At 44.5% G+C, this 13,839-nt stretch carries 10 protein-coding genes; all 10 read right to left on the bottom strand.

Translation table 11 applies throughout. The features are described 5' to 3' along the window. Positions 1 to 52: 52 nt before the first annotated feature. On the bottom strand, positions 53 to 511 hold the full coding sequence (locus tag KKZ03_RS09760; protein ID WP_243221299.1) for a hypothetical protein: 459 nt from the start codon (positions 509 to 511) through the stop codon (positions 53 to 55). 3 nt (positions 512 to 514) lie between these two features. Next, complete coding sequence (locus tag KKZ03_RS09755) at positions 515 to 4,096, bottom strand: hypothetical protein (RefSeq protein WP_243221298.1); 3,582 nt, start codon at positions 4,094 to 4,096, stop codon at positions 515 to 517. Next, the gene (locus KKZ03_RS09750; protein ID WP_243221297.1) at positions 4,097 to 6,706 is read right to left on the bottom strand and encodes an ATP-dependent Clp protease ATP-binding subunit; all 2,610 of its coding nucleotides are present in this window, start codon (positions 6,704 to 6,706) and stop codon (positions 4,097 to 4,099) included. Positions 6,707 to 7,247: 541 nt separating this feature from the next. Next, positions 7,248 to 7,991 (bottom strand): hypothetical protein, encoded by a 744-nt coding sequence (locus tag KKZ03_RS09745; protein ID WP_243221296.1) that lies wholly within the window; start codon positions 7,989 to 7,991, stop codon positions 7,248 to 7,250. Positions 7,992 to 8,149: 158 nt separating this feature from the next. After that, the gene (locus tag KKZ03_RS09740) at positions 8,150 to 9,322 is read right to left on the bottom strand and encodes a hypothetical protein (RefSeq protein WP_243221295.1); all 1,173 of its coding nucleotides are present in this window, start codon (positions 9,320 to 9,322) and stop codon (positions 8,150 to 8,152) included. Between the two features lie 238 nt (positions 9,323 to 9,560). After that, positions 9,561 to 11,252: an AMP-binding protein gene (locus tag KKZ03_RS09735; protein WP_243221294.1), complete on the bottom strand. Its 1,692-nt coding sequence runs from the start codon at positions 11,250 to 11,252 to the stop codon at positions 9,561 to 9,563. 36 nt (positions 11,253 to 11,288) lie between these two features. Next, positions 11,289 to 11,672, bottom strand: coding sequence for a DUF4280 domain-containing protein (locus KKZ03_RS09730; RefSeq protein WP_243221293.1), 384 nt, complete (start codon positions 11,670 to 11,672; stop codon positions 11,289 to 11,291). An 8-nt stretch (positions 11,673 to 11,680) separates the two neighbouring features. Continuing rightward, on the bottom strand, positions 11,681 to 12,637 hold the full coding sequence (locus tag KKZ03_RS09725; RefSeq protein WP_243221292.1) for a type VI secretion system protein IglI family protein: 957 nt from the start codon (positions 12,635 to 12,637) through the stop codon (positions 11,681 to 11,683). Between the two features lie 11 nt (positions 12,638 to 12,648). Continuing rightward, positions 12,649 to 13,503, bottom strand: coding sequence for a hypothetical protein (locus tag KKZ03_RS09720; RefSeq protein WP_243221291.1), 855 nt, complete (start codon positions 13,501 to 13,503; stop codon positions 12,649 to 12,651). Further along, the gene (locus KKZ03_RS09715) at positions 13,503 to 13,838 is read right to left on the bottom strand and encodes a hypothetical protein (RefSeq protein WP_243221290.1); all 336 of its coding nucleotides are present in this window, start codon (positions 13,836 to 13,838) and stop codon (positions 13,503 to 13,505) included. Before KKZ03_RS09715 ends, KKZ03_RS09720 begins: the two co-directional genes overlap by 1 nt. Position 13,839: the final 1 nt, after the last annotated feature.

Below are 13,839 nucleotides of genomic sequence, written 5' to 3'. Positions count from 1 at the left end.
ATTAATTAGATCAGAGTGAGTACCAAGCTACAGCGCAATAGCCATTGCGCCATTAAAACCACGAATACCAAGGTGTATCCTTGTTTATCTCAACTTGGCTATTGGCTTTTAAGTTAATATTATATTTATCTTCAAGTGGTGCAGAAAACAGCTTCTTCCATTGCGAACCAGGCTTGGTAAGCAAAAAATACAAGGCTATCGTACCCTGCGCCGGTTGATTTACGGTGTATTCTTGTTGAGTACCCGGAACTACCGAAAAGACACCTAATACACCCTGATCGGGCGGATCAGAGAAAGCTTTATTGGCAACATCCTGATAAGTTTCCAGCATAAATTGCTTTTCATTGGCACTACGGACAACAAAATAAAACAGCCCGCCATTGTTGGTCTGGATAGTCGTTGTGACATCAAAAACCAACGGTGGCGGCGGCTTTGGTGTACTGGAACAGGCAACCAACACAATGGCCACGGCCAACGGCGAAAAAACCTTCAAAAGTGAAAAGTCTATCATGACTTAGCTCCCGGCAAGATTGGTGAATATTGCCAATGGATTGGCTCGAAATGAAAAATCAAGGTTTAACGGTTGCTGAGGAAAATCAGGGTGAGCGAGTTTCCACCGATAATTTTGAGTATCAGTAACTTGGCCTTGTTGCAGGAGCCGGAAAAAATTCCAGGGCGAATCAGCAACGGTAATATCGGTATAGACCTGAGTCGGATCAGCATCTTTACGAAACTCCATACCCACCTCTGCAGGTTGCGTCAGCCACCACTCCAGAGATAATTTTTGCCAATCGGCCTGTTGATTAAAACCGAGTACGGAGACGCCGCCTTTGCGTAAGTATGATAAGGACACCAATGGCGCGTGAGGTATTTGCTTGCTGTCAAAGGTCGGTAACAATCCCGGCTTAACGGATAATTCAAGTGCTTTTGGATTACCCTGTCCATCCCAGAGATTAGCAGTAAGTTGTTGGGCAGCGTTAAGACGATCCAGATAATTTGGAGGTAGCACAACACTGTCTGATAAGTCATGGCGCTTAACCCATACTCCGTTACCAAGACTCGCCAGAGGCGACAGGTATTGCTGGAAGGTAATCCAGAAAATACCCTGTTTCGGATGGAAAATTTTAATTAAATCATCCATTGCCAACTCCTGATCACGTCCGGCATTAGGTGTAAAAGGAAATTTAACCAATAACGGTGCGACATTAGAATCCCAGATATCCGACCAAATACCGGCGATATTCTGATTAATTTCGGCAGTACCAAATTCTTCGACCTTTTGTACCGGAGCCAGAAACGGTTGCTGCCAATTATTCAGGATGCCGGCATTTTGCAGCCAGTTTTTGACCAGCGTTGAATAGGCACCATCTTCGTGTGCTCTCATTGCCCACGCTACACGGCCTATCGGCGTTAACGCCCCCTTAAGGGAAGCGGCATTATCATCAGATTTTTTCGGCACATAAGGTTCGCGTGAACCCATCTCATATTGCATTTGTGCCATCATCAGCTGATATTTTTGAAACTCCGGATAAACGCCATTTTTTTCCTCCATCAAACGCTGGATAAAACGAAATACGGTCAGCTTTTGTGCCAGCGGCTGAAAGTTCGGTGAGGTAGGTAAATTAAGTGCCGTGTTTTTCTTTATCTGCACCAAGGTTTCCAATAGTTGGGAATTGGGCTGTTGCAAATCATCAAGCACATAATTCAGCCCCCAAGTGGAATCAATACGAACCTGAAATTGCCGAAAATAATTTAAATAAGAACTGACATAACGATCAGAGTAGGTACTTAAGTTCTTAAGTACAAAATCGCCAAAATATTGTTTCTCATTGGCATCAATAGGCAGTTTGGCGACAATATCAGACAAGTCTATTATTGCGGGTTTAACAAACTGCTCGAAAGCATCGACCGTCAAACGTCCGTCAATACGAGCCTTACCGGCGAACAACATGCCGCCATTATTGGAAGAATTCATCTCCACATCGGTATAAGTCGAAGGCGAATTAAAAAACACCCAGCCGTCATAATTTCTGTGATTATAAATCAGGTTGCGCAGCATCATACTCACGCGACTACGCTTGATCAAATCTACCCATTGCTGTAGGGTAAACGAAAAATATTCGCCGTCCAAACTAAAAATCATGTCAGGTGATGTAGTGTCTGTTTTAGCATTGGCCAACTCTTGAATTAGCCCCAGGCACTCCTTCAGGGATAGAGTCACATCACAATTATCGGTATTGCTAAATTTGAGGTTGCTGACAAGGCCTAATAATTGACCAATACTTTTTTGGTCCAATCCTGACTGGCTGTCATATTTAACTGTCGCATTTCTGCGTAAGTTGGTGTGTTGCACCAACCACTGGGTAATTTCTGGTTGCTGATTATAATAATTCAGCTGATCAATAATACCAAGAAACGGTACCAACTCTTGTTGCAAGGCTTTAAACTCGGCTTCCTGAACAAACGGTCTTTTCAGAATATCTGCAAATTTATGAAACAGCACCAACCATAGCATATGGTCATCAACATATGATTGCTGGGTATAAGTGATTTTATTTAACTCATTATCCAACTCATCAGTATTTGAATTGTACATTAAATAGTCTTTAATAAGTGCTCCGTACTTATCCATATCTATCGGATTTAATTCCGGATTTTTCCATATGAGTTTACCTATTTCGTTAGTCGACGTCCCATATAATATTCCGATAAGTCTGTTGGTTTTAAAAGTGGCATTTGGCTCAAACTGGATTTGTTTTAATAGGGGGAATACATAATATTTTCGTATTTCGGAAATCAATAAACGCTTGCTGTGATTATCGATATTTTTGAAATATGTAGGCTGAAGCGGTCTCCAGAGTAACAATGCCTCGTCACTCAACGGTTGACCAGGATTAAAAAATAATGAGCCAATATTTTCTGCGTAATGTTCGACCGGAGTCGTAGAAATAGTTTGAATGCCTTGATATATTTTAGTTTGCAAAATCTGTTGATATCTATAACACACTATTAAATAGGCCGCTCCGGCTAATAACAGAATAAGCGCGGCTTTGGCATGGCCATTGAGTGCAAATCTTGGTTTCTCTACAATACCGGCGTGTAGTGAGAAAGGCTGACAGCCAAAGCTGTTAACCTGTTCCGATAGGAGACAAAGCCGAACGACAGGGGGAGATGCCAGACCTTGTTCCAAGCCGGCCACACGCAAAAACTCAACCAAAACACCAAGCAAGCGTGGAGCTTCATTAAGGAAGGCAACTATTTTAAGGTAGTCTTGGGCTGGGCGAGTCACCAGTGCCCTGTGTAAATGCTGTTGAAAACCATCAAGACAGGATGCCAGCTGATTGATGCCGTCCATTTGCGGAAAATCTATTTGCAAAGGGATGCCGGCCTCTTCCAAAAAAAGGCAAAATTCTACGAAGCCCTCGACTTTTTCCATGTGGCTCAGAGCCAGAATAAGCGGTAAGGGTTTACGTTCAAGCTCGCCGAATGCTTGCAGCTTACCGAATAAGGCTTGGCCTGATTGGCGCAGCAGTTCAGTTTTTGGCGTCAGCAAAGTAGTTGCATCAATCACCATAACCGCTTGAGGACGGGGCGGCAGATGTCGCCATAATTCTTTTATGGCGTGATAAGCTGCAGAACTCGTGTCATACAGTAGTGAGGAACAAAACTCCAGCACCAAAGACTTATCGCCCAGATAGACTTGTAGTAACGGATCATCAATGGCACTGGGGTGAAAACGAAAATCTTGCCCTTGCCAGTGGCCATATCTATCAATAATACCGGTCTTGCCTGAACCTGCATCACCGATAACCAAAGAAAGCGGGACACTCAATGCCCCGGAACGCAGTCTCCAGGGAATGGCACCGACAAAGCGACGCCAAACCGTTGATAAGCAATTAGAGGCTAATAAAAGCTTTACCGGAACAGTAATTGCCGGAATGGCGGGTTTACCGGCACCTTTGGCATATTTTCGCTGCCAAATCAGCCATCCCAAGATGCCTGACAACACCAGCACAACTGTTAAGCCTACCCAATCAAGCCAACCCAGTACGGAAATCACCGTATCAAATTTGTTCAATGAAGCATTTAAAGGCATTTAAGCCTCCTCGTTTATAATAGTATTCTCTGAGTCATCCGGATTTTTTTCCGGATTGGTACCGGTAAATACCAATTCCCCGTCAGTAATGCTGATGACAATCTGCTGCCCATCGCAAAGTTCTCCCTTAAGCAACAGTTCGGCCAGCGGATCTTGAAGCCTGGTTTGAATAACCCGTTTTAGTGGGCGAGCACCATACAGAGGATTAAATCCCCACTGTGCCAAACTGTTGCAGGCTTCGTCATTGATATTGAGGAGAATATTGCGATCTTCCAGGCACTTGGCCAAACGCCGCAGTTGAATATCGGCAATGGGGCGCATGGTTTCGAGGGTCAGTTGACGAAAAATCAGAATATCATCAAGACGGTTAAGAAATTCAGGACGAAAATGACTGCGTACTTTGTCCATGATTAGCGTCTGCATCTGTTGCTGCTCTTCCTCAGTTTCTACCGGTTCAATAAACTCCGAGCCCAGATTGGAGGTCATCAAAATCAGGGCATTGGTGAAACTAACCAACTGCCCGCGACTGTCTGTCAAACGCCCTTCGTCCAGTACTTGCAAAAACAGGTTAAATACATCGGGGTGAGCTTTTTCCACTTCATCGAAAAGAATCACACTGTAGGGTTTACTCCGCACCTGATTGGTTAGTACACCACCTTCCTCATAACCAACATAGCCTGGAGGCGCACCGGTTAGACGGGCGACCGAATGCTTCTCCATATATTCGCTCATATCAATACGCACCATCGCCGACTCATCGTTGAACAGAAATTGCGCCAAAGTCTTTGCCAATTCGGTTTTACCAACACCTGTCGGACCAAGCATCAGAAAAGAACCCAGTGGTCGATTGGCATCCTGGATATTGGTACGGGCACGTCGAATGGCCCTGGATACCGCAGCAACAGCCTCTTCCTGCCCCACCACCCGCTCCCGCAAATGACTTTCCAATTGCAGTAGTCGTTGCTGTTCGGAATCAAGCATCTTTGCTACCGGAATCCCGGTCAACCTTGCAACCGTAGCGGCGATATCCTGTTCATCAATAAAGTTTTTCTGGGGATTAATTTCCGTGGTATCAATATCGGCATATTCTGCCAGCGTCCTTTCTGCTTGCGGAATTACCTTGTGCTGCAATTCGGCAACGCGCACAAAATCTTCTTCGCGAATTTTCTGCTCCATTTCCAGGCGTGATTCTTCCAGCAACTTACGGGTACTTTGAACTTCGGTCATCGCCCGTTTTTCACGCTCCCAACGTTCCGTCATTTGCACACTGGTTTCACGCAGTGCAACCAGTTCATTATGTAACTGTTGTTTACGCGTTTCATCCACTTCATTGGTCAATGAATACCATTCTATTTCGAGTCCGACCAAGCGACGATCCAGAGCTTCCAATTCGGCAGGCTTGGCAGAAAGAGCAATACGTACGGTGGCAGCGGTCTGATCAATAAGATCAATGGCTTTATCCGGCAAAAATCGGTCAGCAATATAACGTCTGGAAAAACGAACTGCTGCAAGCAAAGCGGCTTCGGTAATACGTATGCCATGATGCATTTCGTATTTTTCTTTAATGCCACGCAAAATCATCAACGCCGTTTCGTCATCCGGTTCGTCCATCCGTACCACCTGAAAGCGTCGACTTAAAGCAGAGTCTTTCTCAAAGTGTTTGCGGTATTCCTCGTTGGTGGTGGCACCGATACAACGTATCTCTCCCCTCGCCAAGGCCGGTTTAAGAAGATTGGCGGCGTCCATTGAGCCTTCGGACTTACCCGCACCGATCAAATTATGAATTTCGTCAATAAAGATAATGACATTTCCGGCATCGGCGATTTCCTGCAACAGGCGCTTAAAACGCTCTTCAAATTCGCCCCGGTATTTGGCACCGGCAACCAACAAGCCCATATCCACTGCCAACACCGAACAGCCAATCAGATCTCTGGGTACGTCACCGGCAATAATTCGCTGCGCCAAGCCCTCGACAATAGCCGTTTTACCAACGCCAGGTTCACCAATTATGATGGGATTATTTTTAATCCGCCGACACAATACCTGAATCGCAAGATTAATTTCATCGACACGACCTATCACCGGATCAAGTAAACCTTGCCGGGCCATTTCGGTCAAATCGCGGGCATATTTAGCCAGATATTCAAATTCACCGGAACTCTCTTTACTGCTGTAACCACCCTGAGGCAACTGATCCAGTATTTGGGTAAACACCGCCTTGTTTCCACCCGCCTCGGTCAAGGCAGTAACCAATTCATTCAGTTCCCACAAAGCCAGCAACAAGTGATTAATGCCGATATATTTATCGCCCATACGCGTCGATACTTGTTCGGCATAAATAAACACCCTTTCAAGTTCACGATTAATCGGTGTTTGCTGGGTATTTTTTAATGCCTTCGGCTGTATGATCAGTTGGCCATCAACCAAAAGACCCAGCCTGGTTAAATCTATATTGGCCTGCTCCAGATAACTTCTGCCGATATCGCTAGTCCCTAAAAGAATCGCCAAAAGATGCCAAGGCGTAACCACACCATGATCTTTTTCAACAGCTAACCGACAAGAACGCTCAATACATTCTTGTGCTTTCAGATTAAATTTCTCGATGATCATGATAATGGTTTTCTTCTGTTATTTTATTAATTGCAGGGTTAAATGCGGATAATAAACATCTCTATAAATCAATGTCTTTCACCGATAAAAACTAAATTTTTATTGATAATGTTATTTAATATTCATATGCACAATACAATACCAGACCTCGTGGTTTGTAATATGCAATTGGGGCAGCTTCCATAACGGTGCAATACGCTATTGCGTCCTACGGGCTAAGTCTCTTTTTTATCCCGCTTCATTTTTAAACTAAAATTCAACATCTCACCGTTTTTCATATTCAGTTTATAACCATCAGCTTTAAATCCAACAAGCCACGATTAATTGGAACTATGGGCTCATACGAGAAATAGGGTCAGGTCTTGAATTTTGCACAATCAGTTTGAAACCGAAGCATACCCATACAAAATTCAAGACCTGACCCCGTGGTTTTATGGTTTTGTATATTTGGAAATGTATTCTGCGGGGAATTGATCTTCTTCTATCCATTGTATTTGTGATTTTGCAAGACTTGACCCTCACGTCCAGTTAACACGTCCAGTTAAAATGTTTTTTTGAGTCGCTTCCAGCCATCTACAGCCATTAATATTGCAATAGTTTTTTCTGTGACAACAGTTTTTTTAGTTTTAGAAAAAATACTTGATTCTTTATCACTAACAAGCAAAAAAATTGTAGCGATGGCTTTGAGGCAACCTTTTCGAGCTGAGACAATTAGGCCTTTGCAATTTATTTCTTTTGGTCGCCCGCGTTGAAAGCTTTTACCCACCGAGTAGAAGGATGTACCTATCGAAGAAACCCCAAGTGTACTGACTCCTATTGCTGTTTTTATTGCCTTTCCTTCTTTTTTGTCAATTATATATTGGATATATTTTGCACAATTGCCACAACTACAAGTGTAATCGCCACAATGTCGTTTGTTATTTTCGTCTTTGATATCATATAAAATCATAAGAGTATCATAGCCAGAAGCTATTTCTGCTACAGCGAACCAAGGGGTCAATGCTGAACCAATTCCCGCTACAGCAATTTTGTATGCATGGTATACAGAAATATGAACAGCAGTTTGAGTAGCTGTTTTTAGACCTGTTTGGAATGCTAACCAAACAATTTGTTCTTTACTGTCATTGATTTTATGACCCAAGACTGGTTTCTTATGATTATAACGTTCCAGAATCGCATCATAAGTAAATATATCAAATTTAAGATGTGAATCTTCGTCAGTGGCTTTACGAATTAATCCATTAAATACTAAGAGTTCATCAAGTGATGGTAGTAATGTTGCCATTTATATTGTCCTATAAAGATTATCTTAAGTTCGAGAAATAGGGTCAGGTCTTGCATATTGCAGAGTTGTATTATGTTTTGGTTTTAAACTGATTGTGCAAAATACAAGACCTGATCCCTTGGTTCCCTAAGGGCTTGACCCCGTCGTGTGTTTTTCGCTTATTCCAGCATACCTATAATGCGCTTAAAATCGTTATTGCCATGAATGGTGAGCGCATCGAGGAACAAATAGGCGATCTCGCGATCGTTTTTCGATGCAAGAGCGCTTTTCAGTGACGACAATTTTGAGGAGTTTCTTGGGTAGATCACTCCTTCCTTCATCCATCGTGCCACTGCAGTAGTCCACGCGTTATTCATGCTCTTAGCTACGGATTCAAGTCGATCGTTATTGAAGTGTGCATGATAGGCAAAATTACCGGCATCTTCGGGCAGTGGTGACCACGACTCTGCAGATCCAAGGTGCATCCAACTGGGTGGCATGCCATTAGCAAACATGAATGTTGCACATCCGAAGCAAGAAGCATTCTTACAGGTCTGCTCGTTCATCGAGATCTCATAAGCCGTTCCACCACCAGAGACCATACAGATATGTTCAGCAAAAATCATTCCATGGCAGTACCCCACAACCAAATCGTCAGCACTCATCCCCCCGCCAAGGGCCTGAATATATCTTTCGTCATCTGTATCCACCATGGCGGCATGGGAGCCACTAGCGATTTCGCCAGTGGGGGTGAAAATCCAGCCTTGGCCAGGATTCATCCATCGGCCGCTGTTATTGCGATACACCTGGCGGGTTGTTGCGATAGGTCCATAAACCTGACCATTATTGAGGTCTGCTACCCCGTAGTATGCGCCTCGTTCTTTGTTTACCTCTAATGGACTAGGGTTGCGTGCTTGATAAGTGTTACTATTGAGGCAATCGAGTGCAAGCCTCTTGGCTTTCATCGACATATCTTTGTGAATCTGCTCTCGAGATTGAGCCCCAGTGATAACAAAACTGCTCGTCGGGAAATGACTGCGGTTCCCCTTCGATGTATCAACCCATTTGTTGGAAGCACCAATCACTATTTGGTCGGCATAGAAACTGAATTTTCGTCGGAGGAGGGTCTCAAGATCTCTATGAAAGACCTCATCGACGGCGTCAACTTTCTTGCTCCCCCCTAAGCTTTGGCTTCCCTCGTAGGGGTCAAACCCTCCACCATAACCAATGAATACTTGGTAACCATTGACAAGGCGTTCGCGTACGAGGCCCATGAAAACGCTGGTCACGATCGTGTCTGCCAGTACCACTTGTTCTTCTGTATTCGCGATATTTGTAAATAAGCTAGTCATCTTTGTTTCCTATTCCTAAGTTCTACAGGAGCTGATAAAACCAATAAGGTTGTCAATTGATTTTTCAAACCATTTAACAACACTTCGTCTGAAATGGTGAAAATGGGAAAACCGAAGGGAAAATGGGGTCAGGTCTTGTCTTGTGCGCCCACAGCCCAAAGCCTACGAATTTTTCCGCCGCATAGCTTAGATAATAGTAAAAATCAACACCCATAACAAATCTCCCAAAATAAATAATTTACGCCAAAATTTTCTGCTTTAAACCGGACAGGCAGCGATAAATATCGCCACGTTGACGTCGATACAATTCCCCGGTTAAATAATGAAACTGACACCACTCTTTATCCGCCCCACCATCGGCATTGCGTTGTGGCAATAACGGCAAACATTCTATGCGGTCCGGCAGAAAATCACTGCCCAACTCGGTTTCGATGAGCGAGTGCAATGCCGGTGCATCCGTGCCTTCACCAAAGACCAACAATACCTGACGTGGATCGGCATCGCCGCCGCCCACTGCCGCCTCAACCAAAGCCGGATAAGCTACTTTATCTGCCAGTAAAGCCAATATTTCCTGTTGCGGATAAGTGCGTCCTGCCCTGCCTCGCGGATACTGTCCCAGATAATTCCAGGCTTTCAGGTAGGGAGCCAAAATAAAAGGCGTGGCTGTCCAAACATTTTTACCTTTTTCTTGTTTACCTAACGCCATCCGACCCCAACCCCCCAGACAAGGCAAGTCCGGAGAGTCAATAATACCCAGTTGCCAACATAGTGTGGCTGCGGGCAATACGCCAAGATGAGAATGTCCACGTAGCCTCGCTGAAAAAATGATCGCCCCTCCCCAAACCGCCATCCATAGCAAGTTACCCGAATAAATTTCTTCCAGCTGTAATTTCCGGATAAAATTCTGCCAAATGGTAAAGTCAGCCGATTCAGCCGGATGACGAAACCAATAGCGCCAGGGTTTTTTACCCTCAGGAGGATTAGCCAGCAATAAATCACGTAAAGACCGACTGACACCCAACACATCAATAGGCTGCTCCAATAAGCGCCCAGGCTCTTTTTCCAGATCGGCAAGCTCGATGTGTACCCAAGTCGCACCGCTTAATAAAACGGCCAAAACCAACGATGGCTGACTTTCCATTGCATTCCAACCCGGTGCGGCAAACGCTTGACCGGATTTAATCCCCAATGCCAACACACCATCCCGTAGAGCGCCCAGATAAAGGCTATCGGCATCAACCGGACATGCCAAGTCCGGCGTTGCACTGGTGGAATCAAAGCATTGAGCAACAACAGCCGTACCCGGATATTCATAAGGTCGTCTGGTCGGTGCCAAGGACGATAAGGTATTGGTTAACACTCGGTCTTGCCACTCTGCCGCCAACTGGTGCCTATACAGTTGATCCATCGCCAGCCATTGTGGGTCCAGATTTTTCAGACGACGCTGTACAAAAGCATTGCCTTGCGGTGGTAATAGCGAAATCACTGCCCCTAACCGTAATCCGGTCAGTAAAGCCATCAACCAATGCGGACCCGGAGGATGCAGAATTGTAAGCGTGTCACCTGGTTGCACACCAAGTTCTTCCCAAGAGGCCGCCAAGCTGTTAACGGCCTGACCTAATTCTGCATAAGACCAGGTTCGCCAAATACCTCTGTCGAACCATACCAAAGCCGATGTCGTCTGGTCTTTTTGTCGTACCAGTAAATCGTGGTAAAAATCATAACGAGACCAGGGTATACTTTTGGATTGGCTTGCTTGTCGTCGCTCCCAATAGGCATGTAGCGCCTTAAAAAAACTAACGGGATCTCTCCAACTCAAATCCAGCCACGCTAAATCAGCCGGCGATTCCTGATTTTCCTGCCATAAGGACGCTTCAATCAAGGCAAAATTAGCCGCCGACCAAGGGCCTATATTGTTATTATCCGACATGAATTTTCCGGTAAAATCGACCAGAAAGCTTCATCATTAAACCATCACCGGAACTTGACCGGCAACGCTGATACTGATAGAACCCGCCCAACTGCACAGCAACTTACTATCACTACTAAGTGCGGGCATATTGCCAATCAATACGGTGGGAGCGCCTGCCAACCAAGGTGCTACAGTCATCGGAATACAGGGCATGGGAGTTGGAACCCCCAAAGCCGCTGCCGTAGCGGCTATCACCATGGGATTTGCCATACTGCTACACATGCCGAACGGCAAAATATTGAGTAACGGAATATTGTCTATGATATTGGCAGCGGGCATATCGACCATCACGGGATTAATTGGCAATACGACCAGCGTTGACGGTGCAGCTCCAAAAGTACATGAAAGAACAGCACCAGCAGTAACTAAAAGTGGCATATCAACTCCTAATAATTTATAAAACTATCAACATCAATTTTCAACCAGTCCTGCATGGCCTGCCATTGCTGACTTTCCCTGTGATCGGCGTAAGAAGATAACTCGTCAAAGTTAAGTGCCTGCAAGCGCACAAAAGCCCCCAACATTTTCGGAAAATAAAGCATGGGATCAAATGTGGACAACGTTTGGTTAATATCATCCGCCACCAAAGCCGCCCGGGGAAATTTCTCTTCTTGAACCAATCGTTCAAATGCGGCCAATTTCTTTAGCAAAAGATCCATGTGATAAGAACTCTCAAGTTCTGAGGCACTACTTTTAAATACTGTTACCGGCAAAGGAGTATCGACCACCACGATCTCGGAGACATCATCCTTAAGCTCTTCAAGTTCGGGCTGTAATGGCTCAAGTGGTGGACACTCCAGTTGCTGAAATACCCGTAGCCATTGTTCTATCTTACTCCATAGATCAATGATATGGCCGGCTTTATCCTCGAATTGATGGTTAATGCTTAAACGAAAGGCCTGACCCGATTCCAGTATTTTATTCACCTCATTGTTGAGGGTATCGGCTTGCCACTGTTTCCACAGCGTGCTGTTTTTATGCTCTTCGTATTGTATTTTTTTCAGTATTTGTCTAAATAACCAGTCCAAACTTTTTTCGAGATTTTTTACTCGTCGGGTAGCCGGACCAATAGCCTCCCAATTTTCCATGATGGCATTATTTAAGCAGTCAATAACATCAACCAAGCTTGCCAGACCTTGCTCTAACCAATGTCCATAAAGAAAATAACAAATCAACCGGACATCATAAATCCCCTCAGCAAGAATGGCTTCGCTAAGACTGGCCGCTTCCGCATGATTTCCTGACTGCACCAAGGTTGCGATTTCGTCAAAACGCGGGTCTGTAGAATCAAGCCCCGGAGTTTCGGTTACCGAAAAGATGCCCTGTAATAATTCAATTCTCATCGTGTTTTTCCTTAGTGCCAATCGTATAATCGACCGCAAAATATTCGGATTTGCCGAAACTGAAGCCTGTCACTGTGTATGTTTTCATAACCCAGATAACTGTTTTGCATTAAACTCAGCGAAGTACCTTGGCTACGAATCATCAGCCATATATCCATGTCCATATCCACACTCTGTAAAACAGGAAGCAGTAATTTTTTAAATCGCTGCTCAATTTCATGAGGCCAGGGCTGATCCTTGATAAAATTATCCTCATCACTAATCAGCGTGATACGCTTCCCCTGAACCGGGATCTTTTTTATTTTTCCCAATACGGTTTGGTAACCCAAACAGGATTTCCCCAGAATAGGCGCACCCAGATCAATGCTTCGCTCAAGCGTAATTTTTTCGACTCTCACCTGTAGTTCAGGAAAAACCAGTTGCATCAACCAATGAAGGGTAGAAATGTTATCCAGTCTCAAGGTATAAAGTGCCGCTTTTTTTCTGACTTCCCAGTTCGGGATAATCGTTTCATCAAATTCAGGATAAATAGCCAACAAGAAACGTCGTAATAACCGGTCGTCGAAAAACCCAAAAAACTCCGCAAACCTGTCGGCATCAATGGTACGATTATGAACTTGCTTAAACAGATAATCGGGCAGAACACTTTGTCCACCCAATAATCCGAGGTTGAACGTAATAAGCACTTTCCTTGGTGAGTGACGAAATTCGATAGACTCAATCAGACGCGATTGGGAGCAGTTGCTAAAGTGACTGCAAAACAAAAGCTCATCCATGCCATAACCAACATGCGCCAATAGCATAAGCAGACTGATGGGATCAAATTTCGCAACATTTTCGACAATACGTTTTTCCAACGATGTCATCACTTTCCACCTTTAGCCAAGTCCATTGCCCATAACAACTCTTCAAGTTGCTCCAACATACTGATAATCGCTTCTTTTTGTTTGGCGTCAACGGCCAGAACGGTCGCGTCCAGTGGAAATGTTTGCTTAATTTCCTCAGTTAATTCATCAAATTTAACTGACAGGCGGCCGGCATCCAGGAATCTTTCAGCAACCAGACGCTGCAATTCATGATAAGTCGTTTGAATATCAAGATTAAGTTCAAGTTGTGCTGGCTGAAGTACAGGGATTACTTGCTGCTGCCAGTTTTGCCGCAATCTGTCAGGTGAAAATAACTCGTCAAACCGTGAAGTCATA

It is taken from the genome of Methylobacter sp. S3L5C (genome assembly GCF_022788635.1).
Taxonomy (GTDB): domain Bacteria; phylum Pseudomonadota; class Gammaproteobacteria; order Methylococcales; family Methylomonadaceae; genus Methylobacter_C.
The sequence above is the reverse complement of the archived record's forward strand: the minus strand, read 5'-3'. Positions and strand labels throughout refer to the sequence as shown.

What these genes read in the sequence shown, in the direction of transcription:
- KKZ03_RS09745 (WP_243221296.1), bottom strand. Translation starts at nt 7,991, where the DNA reads ATGGCAACATTACTACCATCACTTGATGAACTCTTAGTATTTAATGGA.
- KKZ03_RS09755 (WP_243221298.1), bottom strand. Translation starts at nt 4,096, where the DNA reads ATGCCTTTAAATGCTTCATTGAACAAATTTGATACGGTGATTTCCGTA.
- KKZ03_RS09735 (WP_243221294.1), bottom strand. Translation starts at nt 11,252, where the DNA reads ATGTCGGATAATAACAATATAGGCCCTTGGTCGGCGGCTAATTTTGCC.
- KKZ03_RS09750 (WP_243221297.1), bottom strand. Translation starts at nt 6,706, where the DNA reads ATGATCATCGAGAAATTTAATCTGAAAGCACAAGAATGTATTGAGCGT.
- KKZ03_RS09760 (WP_243221299.1), bottom strand. Translation starts at nt 511, where the DNA reads ATGATAGACTTTTCACTTTTGAAGGTTTTTTCGCCGTTGGCCGTGGCC.
- KKZ03_RS09740 (WP_243221295.1), bottom strand. Translation starts at nt 9,322, where the DNA reads ATGACTAGCTTATTTACAAATATCGCGAATACAGAAGAACAAGTGGTA.
- KKZ03_RS09730 (WP_243221293.1), bottom strand. Translation starts at nt 11,672, where the DNA reads ATGCCACTTTTAGTTACTGCTGGTGCTGTTCTTTCATGTACTTTTGGA.
- KKZ03_RS09720 (WP_243221291.1), bottom strand. Translation starts at nt 13,503, where the DNA reads ATGACATCGTTGGAAAAACGTATTGTCGAAAATGTTGCGAAATTTGAT.
- KKZ03_RS09715 (WP_243221290.1), bottom strand. Translation starts at nt 13,838, where the DNA reads ATGACTTCACGGTTTGACGAGTTATTTTCACCTGACAGATTGCGGCAA.
- KKZ03_RS09725 (WP_243221292.1), bottom strand. Translation starts at nt 12,637, where the DNA reads ATGAGAATTGAATTATTACAGGGCATCTTTTCGGTAACCGAAACTCCG.